This is a genomic window from Oceanibium sediminis (assembly GCF_003265325.1).
Lineage (GTDB): Bacteria > Pseudomonadota > Alphaproteobacteria > Rhodobacterales > Rhodobacteraceae > Halovulum > Halovulum sediminis.
Genome location: NZ_QGNX01000003.1, coordinates 509,647 through 533,851, shown reverse-complemented (window position 1 = coordinate 533,851; position 24,205 = coordinate 509,647). Strand labels below are relative to the sequence as shown.

Sequence of the window (24,205 nt, the reverse complement as noted above, 5' to 3'; positions counted from 1 at the left end):
TTGCAAAACTTGTATCCTGAGAATCGAAAATCCGTCAATGGGCAATCGCATGACTGACACACCTCGCACTGTAACTCTGACCACCGCACAGGCGATCATCCGCTGGCTGGCCGCCCAGTACATCGAGATCGACGGCAAGGAAGTCCGCATCTGTGGCGGCGGTTTCGGCATCTTCGGGCATGGCAACGTCACCTGCCTGGGCGAGGCGCTTTATACCATGCAGGACGAGCTGCCGCTCTATCGCGGGCAGAACGAACAGGGCATGGGCTTCGCCGCCGCAGCATACGCGAAATACAACCTGCGTCGGCGCTTCATGTTCACCACGGCCAGCGCCGGGCCGGGCACCGCGAACCTGCTGACGGCGGCGGCGCTGGCCCATGCTAACCGCCTACCGATGCTGATGCTTTGCGGCGATGCCTTCCTGACCCGCCTGCCCGACCCGGTGCTGCAACAGCTTGAGCATTTCGGCAACCCGAGCCTGGGCCTGAACGACGCGTTCAAGGCCGTCAGCCGCTACTGGGACCGGATCACGCATCCCGCGCAGGTGATCCAGTCGCTGCCCGCCGCGCTGAACACCATGCTGGACCCCGCCGATTGCGGCCCCGCCTTCATCGGCCTGCCCCAGGACGTGCAGGGCTGGACCTACGACTACCCCGAGGCGCTGTTCGAGAAGCGCGTGCACCGCATCCGCCGCCAGGCGCCCGACGCGGGCGAGGTGGCCGACGCCATCGCGCTGCTGAAAACCGCCAAACGCCCGATGATCATCGCGGGCGGCGGCGTGCAGTATTCCGGCGCCGTGGCCGAACTGACCGCCTTTGCCGAAGCCGCGCAGGTTCCGGTGGTGGAAACCATCGCCGGGCGCGCCAACATGCTGGACACCCACCCGCTGAACATCGGCCCGATCGGCGTCACGGGTTCGGACAGCGCGAACACCATCGCCGAGGAAGCGGATGTGATCCTGGCCGTGGGCACCCGCCTGCAGGACTTCACCACCGGTAGCTGGACCGCGTTTTCGCACGACGCGAAGTTCATCGGCGTGAACGTGGCGCGCCACGACGCGGCCAAGCACCTGTCGATGACGGTGGTGGGCGATGCCAAACTGGCGCTTCAGGCGCTGGCGTCAGACTACCGCGCGCCAGAGTCTTGGGTGACCCGCGCACAGGCCGAGCGCGCAAAATGGGTGGACTACGTGGCCGAGAATGTCGCGCCCGGCAACCGGCCCAATTCCTACGCGCAGGCCATCGGCGTGGCCAACGCGCTGGTGGAAAAGCGCGACCGTGTGGTCGCCGCCGCCGGGGGGCTTCCGGCGGAAGTCACCGCCAACTGGCGTACGCTGGACATCGGCACCGTGGACGTGGAATTCGGCTTTTCCTGCATGGGCTACGAGATTGCCGGCGGCTGGGGCGCACGCATCGCCCAAGCCGAGGTGGAGCCGGACGCCGACACCGTCGTCTTCACCGGTGACGGGTCGTATTTGCTGATGAACTCGGACATCTACTCCTCGGTCCTGACGGGCAAGAAGATGATCGTCTGCGTGCTCGACAACGGCGGCTTCGCGGTGATCAACAAGTTGCAGAACAACACCGGGAACGAGAGCTTTAACAACCTGATCGTGGACACGCCCACGGTGGACAAGCCCTTTTCCATCGACTTCGAGGCGCACGCCGCCGCTATGGGCGCGGCAGCCGAAACCGTGTCGAACCCCGCCGAATTCGCCGAGGCGTTCAAGCGCGCGAAAGCCTCCGACAAGACCTACGTCATCTGCATGAAGGTCGACCCCTACGAGGGCTGGACGACCGAGGGCCACGCCTGGTGGGAAGTGGGCACCCCCCATGTGACCACCTCTGACCGGGTGCGCGCAGGGCATCTGGAACAGGAATCCACCCGCCCCCGCCAGCGGAAGGGCGTGTGATGAAGGTGCTCGACGGCATCCGCCGCAACGACTTCATCATCGTGGGCCGCGTCGGCATGGACCTGTTCCCCGACCCGCCCGGCACCGCGACCGAGGATGGCACCGTGTTCCACGCCGACATGGGCGGCTCGTCCGCCAATACCGCCGCCGGGATCGTCAAGCTGGGCGGCAAGGCGGCGCTGGTCACCCGCGTCTCCGACGACGCGGTGGGGCGGTTCTGCGTGAACAAGCTGCACCACTACGGGGTGGACGCCACCCACGTGACCCCCGTGGGGGGCGAGGCGCGAAACTCCCTCGCGCTGTACGAAAGCCGGGTGGAAGGGCACCAGTCGGTGATCTATCGCAACGGCGCGGCAGATTTCGAGATGTCGGTTGAGGATGTCGAGGCGGTGGACTACGCCCGCTACGGCGCGCTGGTCACCGCTGGCACCGTGTTCGCCGCCGAACCCTCCCGCTCCGCCACGTTCCGCGCGTTCGAACTGGCCCGCGCCGCCGCGCTGCCGATCATCTTCGACGTGGATTACCGCCCCTATTCCTGGCCCTCGCCGCAAGTGGCGGAGGAGGTGCTGAGCCGCGCGGGCGCGATGGCCGACGTGATCGTGGGCAACGACGAGGAATTCGGCTTCATGGCCGGGGGCATTGACAAGGGCCTGGACAAGGCCCGCGCCCTGGCCGCCGACAGCGCGGAAATCGTCATCTACAAGATGGGCGAAAAGGGCGCTGTCACCTTCAGCAACGGGCAGGAGCTGCACACCGGCATCTACCCGGTCACGGCGCTGAAACCCACCGGCGCGGGCGACAGTTTCATGGCCGGGTTCCTCAGCGCGCTGGCGGGCGGCCATGACCTGGAAGCGGCGGTGCTGCGCGGCTCGGCCTGCGCGGCGATCGTCGTGGGCAAACCGGGCTGCGCGCCCGCCATGCCCTTCCCCGCCGACCTTGACGCGTTCCTGAAGTCCCACCCCGGGCCCTCTGCCCCTGAAGCGAAGGACTGAACCATGCACATCGCCCCCTATGACAACCGCAACAAGCCCATCGTGGACGTTGAAGACGCGACCGTGCCGCTCAACTACTTCAACATCGTCAAGATGAAGAAGGGCGAAGCGTTCGAATACGCCGTCCCCGGCTATGAGACCTGCATTGTCCCCGCCACCGGCACCGTCGATGTTGAGGTGGAGGGCTTTGCCGCAACCGGCATCGGACAGCGCACCGTGGACGTCTGGGATGGCGAGCCCGAGGGCGTCTACGTTCCCAGCGGTGCGAAGGCGACGATGGTCTGCACCTCGGACGCGGCGGAGGTGTTCGTCGCCGGCGCGCGCTATGACAAGGTGCTGGACCCCTTCGCCGTGCGCGCGGATGAGCTGGACCTCGTTCAATACGGCTCGGACGACACGAAGACGCATCGCAAGATCAAACACATCCTCGGCACCAAGTACCACGACAAGGTGGGTCGGCTGCTGGTGTCCGAACTGTTCACCGTGGGCGCGGGGGGCTGGTCGGGCTTTCCCAGCCACAAGCACGACACGGACCGCCTGCCGCTGGAAACGCGCCACGACGAGACGTACAACTTCCGTTTTAAGCCCAACCACGGCTCAGGCGTGCAGATGCTGCAGCGTGAGGATGGCAAGCCGGGCGACGCCTATCACATCGTCGACGGCTCCACGATCTGTCTGGACAGCGGCTATCACCCCTGCGCCGTGCTGCCGGGCTACGAGATGTATTATTTCACCATCCTGGGCGGGCTTTCGCAGCGCTCCCTCGTGCAGTTCTTCCAGCCGTCCCACGCGGACCAGCTGGAAACCATTCCCGGAATCAAAGACATGATCGCCAAGTTCAAATGAGCCTTGTTACCTTAAGCGACGTGCTGCAACCCGCGCTGAAGCAGGGCTATGCGGTGGGGGGCCTTGTCACGCTGGGCTGGGAGGACATGCGCGCCTATGTCCGCGCGGCCGAGGCGGTGGGCTGCCCGGTGATCCTGCAGGCCGGGCCAAGCTGCCGTGCACACACCCCCCTGCCCGTGCTGGGCAAGATGTTCCGCCACCTGGCCGAGCACGCATCGGTGCCCGTGGTGGCGCATCTCGACCACGGCTACACCCACGACGAATGCTCGCAAGCGCTCGACAGCGGCTTCACCTCGCTGATGTTCGACGGATCGCGCAAACCCCTTGAGCAGAACATCGAGGAAACCCGCGCCATCGTGGACATGGCCCATGCCGCCGGGATTTCCTGCGAGGGGGAGATCGGCTTCGTCGGCTATGACCAGGGGGAGGCGTCGGCCGGGACCGACCCGGAGGAGGCCGCCCGTTTCGCCACCAAAACCGGCGTGGACGCCATGGCGATTTCCGTCGGGAACGTGCACCTGCAACAGGACAAGACCGGCGGACTGGACATGGCGCGCATCCGCGCGATCGAGGCGGTGACGGACGTGCCACTGGTGATCCACGGCGGCTCCGGCGTGCCGGTGGCCCAGCGCACGGAACTCGCGAAAACCTCGGCCGTCTGCAAGTTCAACATCGGCACCGAGCTGCGCATGGCCTTCGGCGCGGCGCTGCGCAAGGCCGTCAAGGCGGACCCGGAGCGTTTCGACCGGGTCACGATCCTCAAGGAAACCGAAGACCCGGTGACCGCTGCCGCCGCCGAGGTGCTGCGCGCCTTTGCTGCCCCGAACATGAAAGGCTGACCCATGATCAGAATTGCCCTGCTTGGCTGCGGCCGCATCGGCCAGGTGCACGCGCGCACCCTGAAAGCGCTGGACGCGGCGCAGGTGACGGCGGTGTCCGACTTCCTGCCCGAAGCCGCCCAGCGCCTTGCCGCCACCCTTGGCGCCGAGGCGCGCGAGACGGCGGCGATCATCGCTTCGGACGACGTGGACGCGGTGGTCATCGGCACCCCCACCGACACCCATTACGACCTGATCCACGCCGCCGCGAAGGCCGGCAAGGCGATCTTCTGCGAAAAGCCGGTGGACCTGAGTTCCGACCGGATCGGCGATTGCATCCGCGCCGTCGAACAGGCGGGCGTGCCCTTCATGACCGCCTTCAATCGCCGGTTCGATCCGTCCTTCGCCACGCTTCAGGGGCGCATCGCAGCGGGGGATATCGGCGACGTGGAGCTTGTCACGATCCTGTCCCGCGACCCCTCCCCGCCCCCGGCGGAGTACATCAAGTCCTCGGGCGGGATTTTCCGCGACATGATGATCCATGACTTCGACATGGCCCGCTTCCTTCTGGGCGAAGAGCCCGTCGAAGTGCATGCCATGGGCTCTGTCCTGGTGGACCCGGCCATCGGGGAAGCGGGCGATGTGGACACGGCGGCGGTCATGCTGCGCACTGCCAGCGGCAAGATCTGCCAGATCTCCAACTCGCGCCGCGCGACCTACGGCTATGACCAGCGGATAGAGGTGCACGGCTCCAAGGGACTGCTGCGCGCCGAGAACAAGCTGGAAAACACCGTCGAACTCGCCACCGAGGCCGGTTTCGCCCGCGCCCCGGCGCTCAACTTCTTCCTTGAGCGCTACGAGGACGCCTACCGCCGCGAGATGGAGCACTTCATCACCGCTCTCAGCAAAGGCACGCCGGTCAGCCCCTCGATCACCGACGGGCTGAAGGCGCAGCTTCTGGCGGATGCGGCCAGCACCAGCCTGCAAAGCGGCAAACCCGTGGCGCTGTAAGCGCCACGTGACATCACGGCGGACCGGCGCGGGGCATTCCCGCGCCAGTCCGCCGAAGCGCTTGCCAGTGCAATTCGGCCGGCGCGCGGACCAGCGCAAAATGCGCTGCACAATAACCGGGCATTTCGGGCCCTTTGTGAGTAACCCCATTCGGCGCGACCACAATTCCTTGCAACATTACTGTGCCCGCTTAACATGCCGTTAAACCAAAACTTGGGGAGTCGTCATGTCTGAAGCGTTATTGCCGGACCAGTTTCTTTATTCGCGCAAGGGACCGTGGCCACAACCATCGCCCTCACATCCGATGAAATGCGCGGACGAGGTTCTGAACATTCCGCCGATGGAAGCGCTTCTGTTCAACGAAACCATCGGCGCGCGCTATCTCGAGGCGCGGGTCGGCTACCCGCCGGTGGCGGCGCGCTACGCCTCAGAGGTGTTTGAATGGGCCGGACCGACCACGGAGCATTTCACCAACCTGATGAACAACACCCTGTTCACCCGGTTCAAGAAGCCCCTTGCGGGCGAAGACCTGAAAAGCCTGGCCGGGGCGCTGCCCGACCTGCCCGAGGCGAAGATGTCGCTTTCGGATGCGAACGCGCAGTTGTTCAAATACGATTTCACCGCGATGGACCTGGTCAAGCCGATCGACGGCACCTTCGTCGCGCCGACGGTGGTCTACTTCAAGAAAGCGGCGGGCGGCGACGCGATGGTCGCCTCGATCCGGATCAACGGCGTGCATTTCAAGCCCGCGAACCCGGTGGACCGGGCCTGGGCGCTGGCGATGATCTATGCCTTGCAGGGCGCGGCCTACCACGTGCTGTTCGTGGTGCATCCCGCGCTGCACTTCCCGATGGATTCGGTGAACGCGATCACCAAGACCTCAGTTCCCATGGGCCATCCGCTGTTCCAGCTGTTCCACCCGCACAGCGCCTATTCCCTGCCGCTGGACAACGCGGTGCTGGAAAGCGCGGAATCGGTGGTGAACAACAACGCCCAGGGGACGCGCTTCGATCCGCTGACGGCCGACGCCTACAACCTGAAGCTGCTGTTCGGGGCCGGCTATACCGGGCTGAAGGGCGAGAGATACACCAACGGCTACCCGCAATACAGCTACATGGAACCGCAGCTGGACTTCGACAGCGGTTATTCCACCTGGCTCTCGGCCTATTTCAAGGACGCTTTCCTACCGTTCTGCACCGAGGTGGCGAAATACATCATCGAGGATCCCCGCAAGGAAAACCTGATGCCCTATGTCGAGCAATGGGCGAAGTACTGCCACACCCATGTCCTCGGCTTCATCCACCCGGACGAGGTGAAGGACGCCGACAGGCTCGGCTATGCCATGGCGGTCTATACCTGGAATGCCTCGGTCAGCCACGGCGGGGATCACTGGAGCTTCGCGCAACAGGTCCAGCCGGTGGAGAAATGCCTGCGCATCCGCGTAGCCCCCCCCACGGCCGAGGACGTGGGCAAGCCGGTCGATTTCGCGGGCAAGTTGTTCACCGGCAACGACATGCAGCGCGCCGCGCTTTGCCAGTACATGTTCTTCCAGACCTGGGCGATCAAGCCGAACCTGGCGGAGACAATGTACGCCTTCACCAACAAGCGCCTGCAGGACGCCTATGACGCGTTCCAGGTGGCGTTGCACGCGGTGAACGACCGGATGAAGGCCGACGCCAGCACCTATTTCCAACCGCTTGTCCCGGACGCCAGCATCGGCGCCTCGGGCACCTACGAGATGACGATCCCGCAAAGCATCCAGTACTGAGCGGGAGGTCGGGGCACACCATGCATACCGCTGGACTGAGCATCGGGCAGACGCTTGACGCGTCGCCTGCTGGAGTCCTGCTGCGCGGGCAGCTTGGGGGCACCCCTGTCCTGGTGCGCCGCCCCGGCGCGGGCGCGCAGGGCTTGCGGGCCATGGCGATGTGCCAGTCCGCGCTGGACCTTGCCGCGCTTGCCGGCGGCGCGACGCTGCCTGCACAGCGGTTGGTGGACACGCCCGACGGCGCGGCCCTGGCGCTGGAGGATGACGGCGGCACGCTGCTTTCCGCGCTGATCCCGGCCGAGGGGTTCCGGCTGGACCGCCTGCTGGAACTGTCGCTGGCCATCGCGCGTGCCACCGAAGGGCTGCACCGCGTGGCGATCCTGCATTGCGACATCCGCCCCGGCACGCTGATCCTGTCCGAGGATGGCGCGACGGTGCGCTTCGTCGCGCTGGACTCCGCACTGCGCCTGCAACCGGGCGTGCAGGCGCAGGCGGAAAGCGCGCCGATCCTCAGCCACGCCGCGCCCGAGCGTTCGGGGCGGATCGAAAGCGGCATCGACGAGCGGGCGGACCTCTACAGCCTGGGCGTCACGCTCTACCAGATGGCGTGCGGCGCGCTGCCCTTCACGCAGGCCGATCCCGCGGCGCTGGCCCATGCCCATATCGCGCTGCCCGCCCCGGACCTGGCGCTAGCCCGGCCCGACTTGCCCAGGCCTTTCGCCGACATCGTGCATCGCCTGCTCGCCAAGGACCCGGACGAGCGCTACGCGACCGCGCACGGGCTGGCGCATGACCTTCAACTCTGCCTCGACAGCTACAACCGGACTGGCACCGTGCGCCCGTTTCCGCTGGGACAGCGGGACGTCACGTCGCTGTTTCGCCTCAGCGACAGGATCTATGGCCGGGACGCGGAGCTGAGCCGCATCATGGCGCTATATGACGGCGGCCCGCCCGAGGGGCGGCGCGCCTTTGCCACCGTGGCCGGTCCTTCGGGGATCGGCAAGACCGCCTTCGTCAACCGCCTGCGCCTGCCGCTGGCGCGCAACGGGGGGCGGTTCCATACCGGCAAGTTCGACCAGTTCCGCCGCGACCAGCCCTACCTGGCGCTGATCGAGGTGGCGCGCTCGCTCATGCGGCGCGAACTGGCCCAGGATGCCGCCACGCTGGAACAGCGCCGCCAACAGGTGCAGGAAGCCGTGGGCGACTACGGCGCGCTGCTGACCGAGTTGATCCCCGAACTCGGCCGCATGCTCGGCCCGCAACCGCCCGTGGAGGCGATCCCCCCGGCGGACGCGGCGCGCCGCTTCAACGCGCTGATCCTGCGCTACCTGCGCTGTTTCGCCAGCATCGACGCCCCGCTGGTGATCTTCGTGGACGACCTGCAATGGGCCGATCCCGCCTCACTCAGCCTGCTGGAGATGATGGGCACCACCGCCGGGCTGGAGCCGGTGTTCTTCATCCTCGGCTATCGCAGCAACGAGGTCGGCCCCGGCCACCCCGCCCTCCACACCATCGCCGCGATGGAGAAGGCGGCGGACGAGACCGCCCGGCTGACCCTGCGCCCGCTCGCCACCTCGGACCTGCGCGCGCTGGTCGCGGACACGCTCTATCGCAGTGACGCGGACAGCACCGGGCTGGCCGATCACATCGCGCGCGTCTCCGCAGGCAATGCCTTCTTCGCCCGCGAGTTCCTGACCGCGCTGCATGAGCGGGGCCACCTGACCTTCAGCCCCGAGGCGGGGCACTGGGAATTCGACCTGGCCAACATCCGCGAACAGGGCGTTCCCGACAGTGTCGCCGTGTTCCTGACAGAGCGCCTCGACACCCTGCCCGCCGGTACGCTGGACCTGCTCGACACCGCGTCCTGCGTGGGCAGCGAATTCGACCTCGGCTCGCTGTCCAGCGTCCACGGGCTGCCCGGCGCGGCCACGGCGCGCGGCATGGTGCCGGCGGTGGAAAGCGGCATCGTGGTGCCGCTCGGCGGGGAACATGCGGTGTTCGCCGCGCTGGACCGGCTGGGCGCGGGGCCCACGGGGGGCGCGGAACAGGGGCTGGCGAACGCGCGCTACCGCTTTCGCCATGACCAGGTGCGCCTTGTCGTGCACGACCGGCTGGACGATGCGCGCCGCGCGGAACGCCATCTTCAGGTGGGCCGGCTGCTGTTGCAGGAACTGGACGCCGAGGCGCTGTCCGCACGGGTGGTCGAGGTTTTCACCCATATCGCCGAGGGCGCGCCGCTGGTCATCGATCCCGCAGAACGCCGCCGCTACGCCGAGCTTGGCCTGCGCGCCGGGCGCAAGGCGCGCCAGGGCCTGGCCTTCCAGACCGCGCGCGACCTGCTGGACGTGGCACAGAGCCTGCTTCCCGACACCCCCTGGGCGACGGCGCGCCCCACCATCACCGGCCTGCTTCTGACCCGCGCCGAATGCGCCTTCGCGGTGGGCGACATCGAGGAGCTGGAACGGCTCTCGGACGAGGCCCTGACCCATGTTCGAGAGCCCGAGCATATCGCCGCGATCCAGGGGCTCAGGATCCGCTACCTCGCGACGGAGAACCGCAATGACGACGCGGCGGATATCGTTGTCGCCGTGTCCAACACGCTGGGCGTGCCCCTGCCCCGCAAACCCCACAAGGGGCATGTGCTCGCCGCCGTCGCAAGCGCGCTTGCGGTGCAGGGCCGGCGTGCCCCGGAGGATTTCGCCGACCTGCCGGAAACCGACGACAACCAGATCCGCGCCGCGATCCGCTTCGCCACGCAAACCTCCGGCACCGCCTATTTCGCGGAACCCAACCTTCTGCCCCTGATCGGCATTACCGCGACCCGGCTCAGCCTGAAGCACGGGCTAAGTCCCGCCTCGCCCTACGGGTTCGCGGTCTGGGCGCTGGTGCTGTGCGGGGTGCTCGGCATGATCGACCGGGGCTACGCCTTCGGCCAACTGGCCCTGACCACCGGCAAGCGCTATGGCGGCGGGGACGAGGCGCGCGCCCGCTTCGTGTTCAACACCTTCATCCGCCACTGGAAGGAACCGCTGGAGGCCGCCGTCGGCCCGCTGTTGCAGGACTGGGCCCAGAACCGCGATGCGGGCGACGAGGAGGACGCGACCTATTGCGCGGGCGTGCTGCTTTACACCGACCTGTTCTCGGGCCGCGCGCTGGACATGGACCAGCGCTACGCCGAGGTGGTGGACTACCTGCGTGACTGCAACATGGAGCATGTGAAACACACCTTCCTGTCCTGGGTAGAACTGATCCGCGCCTTGCGCCGCCCCGTTCTGGACGAAGTCCTGAGCGGCCCGCTCTACGATCACCCCTCGAAGATGGCCGAGGCGCTGGAGCGCAACCACGGCGTGCAGATCACCCAGACCGCGCTGTCCTCCGGCATCCTGCATCACTACGCCGGTCGGCTTGAGGCAGCGGAGGAAAACTTCGCCCTGTCCGCGAAATACGAGGAAAACGCCGTCGCGCAGGTCCTGGTGCCCGCGCTGGCGTTCTATCGCGCGCTGAACGCCTTCCAGCTTGCCGCGACGCTGCAGCGCCCGCGGGCGCGCAAGCTGCGCCGGATCGCACGGGCGCAGATGCGACGGGTGGCCACCTGGGCGAAGTACTGCCCCGCCAACATGGCCCACCGCCTCGACCTGCTGCGGGCGGAACAGGCGCTGGCGGCGGGCGACACCGGGCGCGCGATCCTCGCCCTGACCCGCGCGACCGAGGCGGCGACGGCCCGCGCCCCGCTGTACCAGGCAATGGCGCAAGCCCGCCTTGGCGACGTGCTGGAACAGGCCGGCAACCCGTCCGAGGCGGCCAACTCCCGCATCCGCGCCGCGCAGCTGTTCGACGCCTGGGGCGCGCCGGCGCTGGCCAACCGGCAGCTCGACCGCACCGGCGGCATGGGCCGCCTGGCGCCGGTACAGGACTCCGCCGCCGCCACCGGCTCCGCCGCGCTGGACCTGCGCAACTTCATTTCCAGCATCGGCGCCGTCGCGACCGAGATCGACCGCGACGCCCTGATCGAGCGCCTGCTCGGCGCGGTTCTTCAGGGGGCCAACGCCGATCGCGGCGTGCTGATCCTGATGGACGAAGCTTCCCGCCCCGTGGTGGAGGTGGAGGCCCGAACCGATACCCCGCCCGAACCGCTGGCCATCCCGCTTGACGATTTCACCGCCCTCGCCCGCCCGGCGGTGGACCTGTGCCTGCGCACCGGCGATACGATCGTCATCAACGTCGCCCTGTCAGACCAGCTGCTGGATGGGGATGCCCATGTGCGCGGCACCGGGGCGCGCGCAATTCTCTGCGTGCCGCTGTCCGTCCAGGGGCGCACGACGGGCGCGATCTACCTTGAAAACAGCGTTGCCAGCCACGCCTTCACCGAGGGCCGTGTCGAAATCGCCGAGGCTTTCTGCACCCAGGCCGGGATCAGCCTGGAGAACGCCCGACTCTACGCGCGGGTGCAGGACGCGCTCGACGCGCAGACCCGCCAGACCGAGGCGAACCGCCGCTTCGTCCCCGAGGCGCTTCTGTCCAACCTCGGCTATGAGAGCATCACCGACGTCAGCCTGAACGAGGCGGTCGAAACCCCGATGAGCGTCGTTTTCGCCGACCTGCGCAGCTTCACCCGGATCTCCGGCGGGATCGGCCCGAAACGCACGATCGAGATGATCAACCGCTACCTCAGCCACGTGCAGCCCGGCATCGCCGCCAACAAGGGGTTCGTCGGCAATTACATGGGCGACGGGTTGCTGGCCCTGTTCCCAGTCAGCGCTGAAATGGCCCTTTTCGGGGCGCTGTCGATGATCAAGGGGCTTGAGGGCTACAACCGCGAAAGGGCCGACCTGCCCGAGCTGCGTTTCGGCATCGGGGTCGAAACCGGGCCGGTGATCCTTGGCATGGTCGGCGACACGGACCACATGCAATGCGGCGTGCTCGGCGACGCGGTGAACACCGCCTCGCGGATAGAGGGGCTGACCAAGTTGTACCGCACGCCGCTGCTGCTCAGCCGCACCACCGTGGACGCGCTCGGCGCGCCGGACCGATTCGATCTGCGCCCGCTCGGGCCCGCGCATGTGGCCGGGCGCAAGGCCCCGGTCGACTTGTTCGAATGCCTCGACGCGCTTCCCGAGGCGCAACGCGCCAACCGCCTTGCGACGCTGCCCGTTTTCAAGGCGGCGCTGGACGCGCTTCAGGACGGCGCTTTGGGGGAGGCCGCCGAAGGCTTCCGCGCCGCGGCAGCCGCTGCGGGCGGCGACCCGGTGGCCGACGCGCTGGCCGCACGGGCCGAAACCGCCATGGCAGACCCCGTCGCCGCGGGACGCGCCGCGGAATAGGCGCCACAGGGCAGAAATACCACATAAATCACCTGGTCTCGGCGCATAAGGGCGCATTGGCTGAAAAATGTGGGCACTATTAACCACACAGTAAGCAGAACCGTGTTGGCTGAACGTGCCGGGGGCGATCCCGGTGGTAAACCGGGCAGGCCCGTCGTGAGCTATGAGATCTTGATTCCCACCCTAGGATTCGCCGCTGTCGGCTTCGTTGTCACACTGGCGGCGTGGCACGTCTTGCAGTGGTGCAACGGCCATTTGCCCTGGCTGGGCCGGGCCGCGCGCGCGGCCTCCGATCCGGGGCCCCGGCCTGCCCCGGAAAAGGCAGCCGCCCCGGTGGAACCCGCGCCCACCGCGCCGCCCCCGCCGCGCGACGCGGCGCTTTCGGGGCTTGAGCGCATCGAAAGATCCCTCGCCGTGATGGCCGAGGCGCAGGTGACGCTCGTCACCGCCGCGCACCGCCAGGAAGCCGCGTCGGAGCAGGGCGGCGACGGTTCGCCGCCGGGGCTTGCCACGCAGGAATTGCAGGACATCCTCGGCGACGTGCGCAAACGCCTGGCCGAGCCCGCCGCCGCTGAACAGGTCATGCAGGAGGTGCGCGACGCCCTCGCCGGCCTGCCGGAGATGATCGCCGCCCAACTCGCCGCGCGCAAGGAAGAGGAAGAGTCGCGGCTTCAACGCCTCTCCTCCCAGATCTCCGCCGCGCTCAGCGATCAGGCGGCCACGCTGGAAAAGGGCATCACCCAGAAACTGGCCGACGCCCTGCCGCGCCTCGACCAGAAGGCGGACCTTAACGCCCGGCTCAGCGCGCAGACCGACGTGGCCAAGCGCCAGGCCGCGGTGAGCGCCCGGATCGAGCGGCAACTGAGCGCGCTCTCCTATCGCATCGGCACTGACGCCGACAGTCCGCCAGCCCCCCAAACCACGCGGGACGACCAGGCAAAGGACGCCGCGCAGCCCCCCCGGCAGGGCGCAAGCGAAGACGTTTCCCCCCCGGTCACCCTGCGCCCCTGGCTGCGCCCGGCACGGCCCGCGCCCGCCGCCACATCCGAACCGGAATCCCCGCCGCGCCCACGCTCCGCCCCCGCGTTCGACCCCACCGCAAGTACGGATGGTGAGCCGCCCACGCGGATACACTGGCCCCGCGAACAGCAATCATGAGCCCCGCAAAGCCAAACCGGCCGTGACCCTCCACTGGCAGGACGGGCGGAACAGCCCGCCAACCGCGCGCGGCATCCCTGCCCCGGCAGGACAAACAAACGCGGGGAAAACACCGGTTCCTGCCGTGACGCCTCACGTCCCCCCCAGTGGGCATTACCGCAGCGCCTCCGCCGACACCTCGCACCATGATCGCGCCACCTCGCCCCGATCGGCCCCCGCCGCGCGCCCTTGTAACCCCCCGCGCGCGGGCCTATGCCTTTGACATGGTTGAGCCCGTGCATATTAACCACGCCCCCGTCGGTGCCATCCCCGCCCCCGTGCGGGATAATCTGCGTGGTGTGATCTGGATCCTGATCTCGGTGCTCGGGGCCAGCGCAATGAGCATCGGCGTGAAGGCCCTCGGCGCCAGTATCGACAGCCGGATGCTCGTCGCCCTGCGCGCGGGATTGAGCGTGGCACTGCTGCTGCCCGCCCTGTTGGTCGTGCGCCAACTACGCGCGATGCGCTTCACCAAGCCCTGGCTACACCTGACGCGCGGGACGCTGATCGCCGTCGCCACGCACCTTGGCTTCTACACGCTCACCGAACTCCCGCTTGCCACCTCGGCAGTGCTGATGATGACCGCGCCGATCTTCGCCACCGTCATCGCCGCGCTCACCCAGAACGAATACGTCGGCCCCCGGCGCTGGGGCGCCGTGATCGTCGGCTTCCTCGGCGCCATCGTCATCCTGCGCCCCGGCCTCGCGCCGCTGGACTGGGCGATGGTCACGGCCCTCGGCTCCTCCGCCTGCTTCGCCATTGCCCTCACGCAGTCTCGCGCCCTGGCCGAGGCCGATGGCCCGGTCGCCGCCTATGTCTCCTCCGTCGTCGTGACGCTGGTGCTTTCGATCCCCGTGGCGCTGCCGGTGGCCAGCCTGCCGCCCACCGCCCTCGCCTGGGGGCTTGTCGCGGTGGTCATGGTCAGCGGGATCATCCGCGGGATCGCCGATATCCAGGCCTATCGCCACGCCGAGGCATCGGTGCTGGGCCCCGTGACCTACCTGCGCCTGGTACTGATCGGATTCGGCGGTTATTTCTTCTTCAGCGAAAAGCCCGACATCTACACCTATCTCGGGGCGGCGATAATCGTCGGTGCCACGCTTTACATCGCCCGGCGCGAGGCGATGTCGCGGCGCCAGGCCCGCGCCGCGATGAAAGCCTCAGAATCGCTTGCGGGCCCGTAGCGCCGCTGAAATCGTGCCGTCGTCCAGGTAGTCCAGCTCCCCACCCACAGGCACGCCCTGCGCAAGAGAAGTGACCTGCACGGCCGATCCCTCAAGCCGGTCGGCGATGTAATGGGCCGTGGTCTGGCCGTCCACCGTGGCATTGAGCGCGAGGATCACCTCCTCCACGCCGCCCGCCTCGATCCGGCGCAACAGGTCGGGGATGCGCAACTCCTCCGGCCCCACGCCGTCCAGCGCCGACAGGACGCCACCCAGAACGTGATAGCGGCCCCGAAAGGCGCGCCCTCGCTCCATCGCCCAAAGGTCGGCCACCTCCTCCACCACGCAGATTTCCGCCGAGGACCGCTTGGGATCGCTGCAAATCGCACATTGCGCCCCGGAACCAAGGTTGCCGCAGGTCTCACAGGTCCGCACGCTCGCCGCCACATCCGCCAGCGCGCGCGCAAGCGGCTCCATCAGCTGCACGCGCTTTTTCAAAAGCGCCAATACCGCCCGGCGGGCGGAGCGGGGGCCAAGCCCCGGCAACCGCGCCAGCAGGTCCACAAGTCGTTCGATTTCCCGTCCCGCGTCGCTCATGCCCTGTTGTTTCGGGCCGGGCGGGAACAGTCAAGCACCCAAAAGCCGGCGCCCCCCAAAGGGCCACGCCTGCAACCGGCTCCGTGCCGGGGGCGGGGCGATACACCGCCCCTCCAAAGTCTCAAAATATCCCCGCCGGAGGCTCCGGCGACGGCCCGCCCGTGCTCAGAAAGGCAACTTCATGCCCGGCGGCAGGTCCAGCCCTTCCGTGACCTTGGCCATCTCGGCTTGCGAGCGTTCGGCCGCGCGCTTCTGGGCGTCCTTGATCGCGGCAAGGATCAGATCCTCGGCCACTTCCTTGTCTTCGGGCGAGAAGATCGAGGGATCGATTGACAGGCCCGTCAACTCGCCCTTCGCGGTGGCGGTGGCCTTGACCAGCCCCGCGCCGGCCTCGCCCTCGACGGTGATCGTCTCAAGGTTTTGCTGCGCCTCGGCAAGCTTCGCCTGCATCTCCTGCGCCTGTTTCATCATCTTGGCCATATCGCCAAGACCGCCCAGTCCCTTCAGCATCTCTTTTCTCCGCTTGTCATCGGGATCCGCAGGATCCGCATCGGACAGACATACGCACGCCACGGCATGGGAACAAGGCCACGCGGCTGCTTGGAGCACGCGAAAACGTAGTACGGGATCAGTCGAAATCGTCCAGCGGGTCCCAGTCCTCGCCCTGTTCCTCGTAGGGAACCACCGGCTCGGGGGCTTCCTCCATCGGTTCGGTCACCTTGATGTTGGCGTCGCTCACGCCGGGAAAGGCGGCGATGACGGCCTGCATCAGCGGGTGGCGCATCGCCTGGCCGATCAGGTCCGTGCGCCGGGCGGCGTTCGCCTCGGCGATGGTTTCCCCGCCACCTTCGGAGACGACGGAAACGCCCCAGCGCACGCCGGTCCAGGCCTGCAACTGGCGCGCCAGCCGCGCAGCCAAGTCGCGCGGTGCGTCGGGCGTCGGCTCGAACTCCAGCCGGCCGGGGGCATAGCGCACAAGGCGGACATGGGATTCCACCTCGACCAGCAGGCGCATGTCCCGGCGCGTGCGGATCAGGGCGATCACGTCTTCGAAGGTTTCATAGCGCAGCAGCGCCTCGTTCTGTTCGGCCACGGCAGGTTGGGCCGCGCTCATCCGCGCGCCGCCACCGCCGCCGCCATGTCCGCCGCCCTGTGGCGCCATGCCCGCCGGCGCCGCCGAAACCGGGCCCGCGCCATTGCCGCCACCGTTGCCATTGCCACCGCCCCCACCGGGGCGCGGCGCGCCCAGTCCGGGCGGCGCGGATTTCAGCTTCTGCACCAGTTCCCCGGGTGTCGGCAGGTCCGCCACGTGAGTCATGCGGATCACCGCCATTTCGGCGGCCATCATCGGGCTGGGGGCGGCGGCTACCTCCTCCAGCGCCTTCAGGCACATCTGCCACATCCGCGCCAGCTGGCGCAGGCTCAGGCCCCCGGCCATCTGCTGGCCTCGGTCCCGTTCCGTCGGGCTGACGGTGGGGTCGTCGCCCGCTTCGGGCGTCACCTTCAACAGGGACACCCAGTGCGTCACCTCGGCCATGTCGCGCAGCACCGCAACCGGGTCCGCGCCATCGGCGTATTGCCCGGACAGTTCGGCCAGCGCGCCCCCGGCGTCGCCCTTCATCACCAGGTCGAACAGGTCCATCACCCGGCCCCGGTCCGCCATGCCGAGCATGGCGCGCACCTGGTCGGCGGTCACCTCGCCATGGCCATGGGCAATCGCCTGGTCCATCAGGCTGAGCGCATCCCGGACAGAGCCTTCGGCGGCACGCGCGATCAGCGCCAGCGCGTCGTCGGCCAGGGCCGCGCCTTCCTTTTCGGCGATGCCGCGGAGGTGGGCGATCATCACCTCCGCCTCGATCCGGCGCAGATCGAAGCGCTGGCAACGGCTGAGGACCGTGACCGGAACCTTGCGAATCTCGGTCGTGGCGAAGATGAACTTCACATGCTCGGGCGGTTCCTCAAGCGTCTTCAGCAGCGCGTTGAACGCGCTGGTCGAGAGCATGTGGACCTCGTCGATGATATAGACCTTGTAGCGCGCGCTGGCGGCCCGGTAGTGCACGCTGTCGATGATCTCGCGGATGTCGCCGACGCCGGTGCGGCTGGCGGCGTCCATCTCCATCACGTCAACGTGGCGGCCCGCGCCGATGGCGATGCAGGATTCGCACTGGTCGCAGGGCGTGATCGTCGGCCCGCCGGTACCATCCGGCCCGACGCAGTTCAGCCCCTTGGCCACGATGCGTGCCGTGGTCGTCTTACCCACCCCGCGCACCCCGGTCAGGATGAACGCATGGGCGATGCGGTCCGCCTCGAAGGCGTTCTGAAGGGTCTGCACCATCGCGCCCTGCCCGATCAGATCCGCGAAGGTCGAGGGCCGGTACTTGCGCGCCAGCACCTGGTAGGGCGCTTGCGCTGGTGCTGGAGCGTCAGCCGGAATCGGGGCGGAAACGTCGGTGTCAGTCATGGTCGGAATCGCTAGCAGGATTCGGCCCCTTCGGGAACCGAATTGACCCCGCGGGGGCATGGAATTCCGCCCGGTGCCAGGCCCGCGCGGAGGGGGTCCGGAGTAAGCGATTGAATTTATGTAAAACTCCGTCACAAAACGTGACAAATCCCAAGATTGTTTCCGCCATAATAATGCAACAATTTCGAATCATCGTGGCGGTGTAACAGGTGGAGGGCAATGCGCCCGCACTGCTTGCAAGTCTTTGATAGGTCTGTATTACCTCATCAATTCGGGCAGCGCGCGCGCATTTCGGCTGGCAGGCCGGGTCACCCCGATCCACCAAATCTGGTGACGGCATTGTAACCGTTACCGCGTCATGAGTGAGGGTATGACCATGGGTGCAATCCAGTTTTATGCTGCCAGTGGGGATGGTGTGCGCGATGCGCATTTCGCCCCCGCCTTCGCGCGCGATCTGCGCCGCGCGGCCCGCGAAGCCAACGACCGGTACGAGCGGATCGCCGCCGTGACCCTGCGCGACCGGCAGGGCAAACACCGCGAATTTCTGGTGCTGGACACCGATGGCGGCAGTTTCTTCGCGCCGATGGACGGGCATGACCCCAGCCAGTGGCACATCCCCCATTCCGTCCTCATGTCCGCGGCGCGCGCGCCGGTGAAACGCAATCGGACCGCGCCCTCGCTTGCGGTGCTGTCCAGCTTTGTCGGCGCGACCCGGATCCGCACGGTCAACGGGGAAGTCCCGGTCCGCGATCTGCGCCCCGGTGACAGCATCATCACCGCTGACGAGGGCCCGCAGCCGCTGCGCTGGATCGGGCGCACCACCCATGTGGCCCGTGGCGGCTTCACCCCGATTCACATCCGCGCGGGCGCGCTGGGCGCCAATGGGCCGGACAAGGAAATGCTGGTCTCTCCGCAGCTTCAGATCCTGATCGCCGGCCCGCGGGCCGAGGCGCTGTTCGGTCTGTCCGAGGTGCTGGTTCCCGCCAGCGACTTGCTTGACGGCGCCGGGCTCTCGCTTTCCTGCGGCAATGACATCGTCAGCTATTACACGCTGCTGATGGATCGCCACCAGATCATCTTCGCCAATGGCGCGTGTTGCGAAAGCTTCCACCCCGCCCTCGCGCCGCCGCACCTGATGGACGACCGCCTGCGCGCGGAACTCACCGACGTGATGCCGCACCTGGCCCAGGGGTTGAGCGCCTATGGCGACCGCGTGCGCATCTCGGTCCACGATCCGAGTGCGCGGGCCTGGCTGAACGGCTGATGTAGGGAAAAGGGTGAGAGGCTGAACACGACCCGAACGGGACTCGTTACGGCTGCTTCCTTCCGGATCTGACCGGGTTGGCGAGGCGTCCGCCCGCGCCAACCTCTCGACTCGCCATATAAGACGTGATCCCCGGATGGGCAAGCGGCGCGGACGCGGATTGTGTGGCGGGTTCCGGGCTTCCCCGCGCACCGCCGCCTTCCCATGTGCCGGCCCAGGCGCTAAGCCGGGAGGCAGACCAGCACGAAGGACGAAATCCATGTTCGACAGCGAATCGGTCCTCTTCGGCGGCGGCGGGATCGACCGCGCCGGCCACCTGCGCGAGGACACCGGCCCCCTGCTGGCCGATCCGCGGACGCGCACCTGCGTGTTCTGGCGCGGCAAGGCTGTGTTCGAAGGACCCCAGCACGCGCCGCGCCTTGCCTGGCTGCCGATTTCATCCCCCCTGGTGGAAGAAGCGACGGACGCGCCGATCTTCCTGGGCCTGGATGGGGGCGCGCCACGATTCGCACACGACATCTCCCCCTGGGAGGATCCCGCCGCCGATCCCGCGACGATGGCGCTGTTCGTCGACACCTCGACCAACCGGCACCCGGCCATGACCGAGGACCAGGCGTTCCTTGACCTGCGCGCGGCCATGGGCGTGCTGGACCCGCGCGACGCCGGTGACGCGGCAGCAGCGAAGGGCATCTTCGCCTGGCACGAGACCCACCGCCATTGCGCGCGCTGCGGCGCGGCCTCCGAAGTGTCGCTGGGCGGTTGGCGGCGCACCTGCCCGGACTGCGGCGCACACCACTTCCCGCGCACGGACCCCGTGGTCATCATGCTGATCACCCATGGCCCGCGACTGCTCATGGGGCGCTCCCCCGGCTGGCCCGAGGGCATGTACTCGCTGCTGGCGGGGTTCATGGAGCCGGGCGAAACCATCGAAGCGGCCGTCCGCCGCGAGGTGCTGGAGGAAAGCGGCATCCCCGTCGGGCCGGTCAGCTACCTGTCCAGCCAGCCCTGGCCCTTCCCCGCCTCGCTGATGATCGGCTGCCGGGGAGAGGCACTGGACGACAAGATCACGCTCGACCCGGTGGAACTGGAGGACGCCTTCTGGATCACCCGCGAAGAGCTGATCGCCGAACACGTCAGCCCGACGCCGCGAATCCGCCCCGCCCGCAAGGGGGCCATCGCGCATTTCCTGATCGATCACTGGCTGTCGGGCCGCATCCCCCAGGCGGGCTGAGGCCTGCGGCCTCGATCCAGCGCGGCCCTCAGCCCCGGTCGCGGGCGGCCGGGTATGTGCCGAGGATATGCAGGTAATCGGTGAAGAAGCGCAGCTCCTCCAGCGCGAGCGCGACGGCGCGATCCTCGGGGTGGCCCTCGATATCGGCGTAGAACTGCGTCGCGGTGAATGAGCCGCCGAGCATGTAGCTTTCCAGCTTCACCATGTTCACGCCGTTGGTCGCAAACCCGCCCATCGCCTTGTAAAGCGCGGCCGGGATGTTGCGCACGCGGAACAGGAAGGACGTGATCACCTTCTCGCCCTGCGGCGCGGCGACCGGCTCGGGGGACATGATCAGGAAGCGCGTCGTGTTGGACTTGTTGTCCTCGATCGCGTCCGCCAGCACCTCCAGCCCGTAGATCTCCCCCGCCAGGGGCGAGGCGAGCGCGGCCATCGTGGGATCGCCCTGTTCTTTCACGTGCTTGGCCGCCCCGGCGGTATCGAACCCGGCGACCCGCGCGATGCCATGCTCCTTCAGGAAGCCCCGGCACTGGCCCAGCAGGACGCTATGGGATTCCGCCCGCGTCACCTGGTCAAGCCGCGCGCCCGGCACGCCCAGCAGGTTGATGTGCACGCGCACGAAATGCTCGCCCACGATGTGCAGGCCGGATTCGGGCAGCAGCTGGTGCACGTCCGCCACGCGGCCATAGGTGGAGTTTTCCACCGGAATCATCGCCAGGTCCGCGCTGCCGCTGCGCACCAGGTCGATCGCCCCTTCAAAGGTGGTGGCGGGCAGCGGCGTCATGTCGGGCCGCGCCTCCAGGCAGGCCTGGTGGGAATAGGCCCCGAGTTCGCCCTGGAACGAGATTACCCCGCTTTGTCCGCTCATCGTCTCTGCCCCTGCCAATGTCGTTTGGTCGCGCCTTCTATACCTTGCGAAAGCATAGGGGAAGCGGATAGACAAGTCGCGACGGGGCGCCTATTGGCGGCCGAAAGACATATGACAAGAACGATTGGGTCCAGCATGAACACCATGGAAATCACCAAGATCGTCGGCGGGCTCTGCGGAAGCCTTCTGGTCCTGCTGCTGATCGAAACCGGCGCCGGTGCGATCATTCACCCTGCCAGCGGGCACGGGGACGACCATCAGAACGCTTATGTGATCGAGGTCGAGGACGCTGCCGCCACCACCGAAGTGGCCGCAGAGCCCGAGGTCGATTTCGGCGAAGTCTACGCCGCTGCGGATGCCGCCGCCGGTGAAGGGCTGTTCCGCGCCTGTTCGTCCTGCCACAAGCTGGAAGATGGCGCGAACGGCGTCGGTCCCTACCTTTACGCCGTGGTCGGCCGGGATATCGGTGGCGTCGACGGGTTCTCCTATTCCGACGCGCTGGCCGGCAAGGGCGAGGCATGGACCCCGGAAAACCTGAATGGCTTCCTTGCGAACCCCTCGGACTGGGCGCCGGGCACCAAGATGAGCTACCGCGGCATGCGCGACGTCGAAGACCGCGCCGACCTGATCAAGTACCTGGAAAGCATCGGCGGCTAAACCCGCCCCGCCTGACAGAACACCAAACGGCCCCGCCATCGTGCGGGGCCGTTTGCGTCTGGCCCCCTCGCCCGCGTCCGCCCGCGGGATTGTGAGCCAAGGCACGGGCTTTCGCCTTTACCCTCAGTCAAATGGGATTACTCTCTGACAGGAAAGTTCAGGGAGAGAGGTTACCATGCCAATACGCCCCGCCACAGAAATGACCACCCGGACAGCGACGGCCAAGGCCGATCCCGTGCGCCCGCTGCTTGCGACGCTCGCCAGCTTGAGCGTCCTTTTCGCCGCCCTGATCTGGGCCGGCGTCGCGCGGGCCGATGCCCATGTCACCAAGGCCCACGGCATCTCGATCTTCGGAGAGTTGAAATACGGCCCCGACTACCCGCATTTCGACTACGTGAACCCCGACGCCCCCATCGGCGGCACGATGCGCTTCGTGGGTGTCGGCGCGTCCACCACCTTTGACAGCCTCAACCCGTTCATTCTGAAGGGCAACGCCGCGCAAGGCCTGGGCCTGATGCACGACAGCCTGCTCGTCGGCTCGGCGGACGAGGCGGACAGCGCCTACGGCTTCATCGCCGAGTCGCTGGAATACCCCGAGGACCGCTCCTGGGTGATCTTCAACATGCGTCCGGAGGCGACCTTTTCCGATGGTGAGCCGATCGAAGCGTCGGACGTCGTCTTTTCCCTCGATATCCTGCGCGAGAAGGGGCACCCGACCTACCAGATCGCCTACAAGGACATCCAAAGCATCGAGGCGCTGGACACCCACCGCGTCAAGTTCACCTTCGTCCCCGAGGCCCCGAAACGCGAGCTGATCCAGCTGGCGGGCGGCCTGTCGATCCTGCCCGAGCATTACTGGGCAGAGCGGGATTTCGCCGAATCCTCGCTTGACGCGCCGGTCAGTTCCGGCGGCTACGTGGTGGAGGACGCCAACCCGGGCCGCTCCATCACCTATTGCCGCAACCCCGATTACTGGGGCTGGGACCATCCCGCCAATATCGGCGCGAACAACTTCCAGTGCATCACCTACGAATATTTCACCGACCGCACCGTCGCCTTCGAGGCGTTCAAATCCGGCGCCTACTACCTGCACGAGGAATTCTTCTCCAAGCTCTGGGCCACCGCCTATGACTTCCCCGCCATCGACAAGGGCTGGGTCGTCAAGACCTCGATCCCGGACAACCGCCCCTCGGGCACGCAGGGCTTCTGGATCAACACCCGCCGCGACAAGCTGCAGGACCCGCGGGTGCGCGAAGCCATCGGCATGATGTTCAACTTCGAATGGTCGAACGAGGCACTATTCTACGGCATCTACGAACGTACCGACAGCTTCTGGGAAAACACCCGGACCATGCAGGCCGAGGGGCTGCCCGAGGGCGCAGAGCTGGAGGTGCTGGAGGAGTTCCGCGACCAGCTGCCCGCGCGCATCTTCGACGAACCGGTCTTCACCCCCGTGGAAAACAGCGCGGACCGGCTGTCCCGCTCGGTCATCCGCCGCGCGAACGCCCTGCTTGACGAGGCAGGCTGGACCCTTGACCAGGGCATCCGCAAGAACGCTGAGGGCGAAGTTCTTGCCCTCGAGATTGTGGACGATAGCCCCGCGTTCGAGCGGATCATCAACCCCTTCGTGGAAAACCTCAAACGCGTCGGCATCGACGCGCGCCTGGCCCTGATCGACGCGGCCCAGATGGAACAGCGCCAGAAGGACCTGGACTACGACCTGATCCCGGGCCGCCTGGTGATGTCCCTGACGCCGGGGCTGGAACTGCGCCGCATCTTCGGCGCCGACAGCGCCGCGCAGCCCGACACGCTGAACTTCGCGGGCGTCGCCGACCCGGTGGTCGACGCGCTGATCGAGCGCATCATCGAGGCAGACAGCCGCGAAAGCATGGAGGCGCACGTGCGCGCCCTTGACCGCGTGCTCCGGGACAAGCACATCTGGGTCCCGAACTGGTACAAGGGAGAGCACAACATCGCCTACTGGGACATCTTTGGCCGCCCCGAGGAAAAGCCGCTTTATTCGCGCGGCGACGCCTATTGGTGGATCGACCAGGACAAGGTCGACGCCCTGAAAGCCGCGGGAGCACCGCTGCCGTAAT

At 67.4% G+C, this 24,205-nt stretch carries 17 protein-coding genes and 1 other RNA gene; 13 read left to right on the top strand and 5 right to left on the bottom strand.

What is annotated here, in order from left to right:
- The first annotated feature begins 49 nt into the window (after nt 1-49).
- From iolD to DJ029_RS11010, 9 genes are all read left to right on the top strand, one after another.
- Nucleotides 50-1,912 (top strand): 3D-(3,5/4)-trihydroxycyclohexane-1,2-dione acylhydrolase (decyclizing), encoded by a 1,863-nt coding sequence (gene iolD, locus DJ029_RS11050; protein ID WP_112322502.1) that lies wholly within the window; start codon nt 50-52, stop codon nt 1,910-1,912.
- The gene (iolC, locus tag DJ029_RS11045; protein WP_112322501.1) at nt 1,912-2,904 is read left to right on the top strand and encodes a 5-dehydro-2-deoxygluconokinase; all 993 of its coding nucleotides are present in this window, start codon (nt 1,912-1,914) and stop codon (nt 2,902-2,904) included. Before iolD ends, iolC begins: the two co-directional genes overlap by 1 nt.
- Before the next feature lie 3 nt (nt 2,905-2,907).
- A complete protein-coding gene (locus DJ029_RS11040) occupies nt 2,908-3,750 on the top strand; it encodes a 5-deoxy-glucuronate isomerase (RefSeq protein ID WP_112322500.1) in 843 nt (280 codons plus the stop codon).
- Nucleotides 3,747-4,589, top strand: a complete 843-nt coding sequence (locus DJ029_RS11035) for a class II fructose-bisphosphate aldolase (protein ID WP_112322499.1) — start codon at nt 3,747-3,749, stop codon at nt 4,587-4,589. The genes DJ029_RS11040 and DJ029_RS11035 overlap by 4 nt, the downstream gene beginning before the upstream one ends.
- A gap of 3 nt (nt 4,590-4,592) precedes the next feature.
- On the top strand, nt 4,593-5,579 hold the full coding sequence (gene iolG / locus DJ029_RS11030; RefSeq protein WP_112322498.1) for an inositol 2-dehydrogenase: 987 nt from the start codon (nt 4,593-4,595) through the stop codon (nt 5,577-5,579).
- Between the two features lie 226 nt (nt 5,580-5,805).
- Nucleotides 5,806-7,347 (top strand): hypothetical protein, encoded by a 1,542-nt coding sequence (locus DJ029_RS11025; RefSeq protein ID WP_198671117.1) that lies wholly within the window; start codon nt 5,806-5,808, stop codon nt 7,345-7,347.
- Nucleotides 7,348-7,367: 20 nt separating this feature from the next.
- Nucleotides 7,368-12,668 (top strand): AAA family ATPase, encoded by a 5,301-nt coding sequence (locus DJ029_RS11020; protein WP_112322496.1) that lies wholly within the window; start codon nt 7,368-7,370, stop codon nt 12,666-12,668.
- Between the two features lie 156 nt (nt 12,669-12,824).
- Nucleotides 12,825-13,826, top strand: coding sequence for a hypothetical protein (locus tag DJ029_RS11015; protein WP_112322494.1), 1,002 nt, complete (start codon nt 12,825-12,827; stop codon nt 13,824-13,826).
- Nucleotides 13,827-14,101: 275 nt separating this feature from the next.
- Nucleotides 14,102-15,049 carry a DMT family transporter gene (locus tag DJ029_RS11010; RefSeq protein WP_198671116.1) on the top strand — a complete coding sequence of 316 codons (948 nt, stop codon included), beginning with the start codon at nt 14,102-14,104 and terminating at the stop codon, nt 15,047-15,049.
- On the opposite strand, the gene recR is transcribed toward DJ029_RS11010, so the two are convergent.
- From recR to DJ029_RS10995, 3 genes are all read right to left on the bottom strand, one after another.
- Nucleotides 15,026-15,625, bottom strand: a complete 600-nt coding sequence (gene recR, locus DJ029_RS11005) for a recombination mediator RecR (RefSeq protein WP_112322490.1) — start codon at nt 15,623-15,625, stop codon at nt 15,026-15,028. The two genes, DJ029_RS11010 and recR, sit on opposite strands and share 24 nt — an antisense overlap.
- A gap of 165 nt (nt 15,626-15,790) precedes the next feature.
- Nucleotides 15,791-16,135, bottom strand: a complete 345-nt coding sequence (locus DJ029_RS11000) for a YbaB/EbfC family nucleoid-associated protein (RefSeq protein ID WP_112322488.1) — start codon at nt 16,133-16,135, stop codon at nt 15,791-15,793.
- 118 nt (nt 16,136-16,253) lie between these two features.
- On the bottom strand, nt 16,254-18,086 hold the full coding sequence (locus tag DJ029_RS10995) for a DNA polymerase III subunit gamma/tau (RefSeq protein WP_112322486.1): 1,833 nt from the start codon (nt 18,084-18,086) through the stop codon (nt 16,254-16,256).
- A gap of 370 nt (nt 18,087-18,456) precedes the next feature.
- On the opposite strand from DJ029_RS10995, the gene DJ029_RS10990 reads away from it, so the two are divergent.
- Entirely contained in the window at nt 18,457-19,350 is an 894-nt protein-coding gene (locus DJ029_RS10990; protein WP_157966344.1) for a Hint domain-containing protein, read from the top strand.
- A gap of 11 nt (nt 19,351-19,361) precedes the next feature.
- Here the strand turns inward: DJ029_RS10990 and ffs are convergent.
- Nucleotides 19,362-19,459, bottom strand: an RNA gene (gene ffs / locus DJ029_RS10985) — signal recognition particle sRNA small type.
- 150 nt (nt 19,460-19,609) lie between these two features.
- On the opposite strand from ffs, the gene nudC reads away from it, so the two are divergent.
- Nucleotides 19,610-20,581 carry an NAD(+) diphosphatase gene (nudC, locus tag DJ029_RS10980; RefSeq protein ID WP_112322482.1) on the top strand — a complete coding sequence of 324 codons (972 nt, stop codon included), beginning with the start codon at nt 19,610-19,612 and terminating at the stop codon, nt 20,579-20,581.
- A gap of 28 nt (nt 20,582-20,609) precedes the next feature.
- Here the strand turns inward: nudC and DJ029_RS10975 are convergent, their stop codons facing one another.
- Nucleotides 20,610-21,449: a prephenate dehydratase gene (locus DJ029_RS10975; RefSeq protein ID WP_112322480.1), complete on the bottom strand. Its 840-nt coding sequence runs from the start codon at nt 21,447-21,449 to the stop codon at nt 20,610-20,612.
- 111 nt (nt 21,450-21,560) lie between these two features.
- Between DJ029_RS10975 and DJ029_RS10970 the strand changes: the two genes are divergently transcribed.
- Both DJ029_RS10970 and DJ029_RS10965 read left to right on the top strand, forming a co-directional pair.
- Entirely contained in the window at nt 21,561-22,106 is a 546-nt protein-coding gene (locus tag DJ029_RS10970) for a c-type cytochrome (RefSeq protein WP_112322478.1), read from the top strand.
- A 175-nt stretch (nt 22,107-22,281) separates the two neighbouring features.
- Entirely contained in the window at nt 22,282-24,204 is a 1,923-nt protein-coding gene (locus DJ029_RS10965; RefSeq protein WP_232823045.1) for an extracellular solute-binding protein, read from the top strand.
- Nucleotide 24,205: the final 1 nt, after the last annotated feature.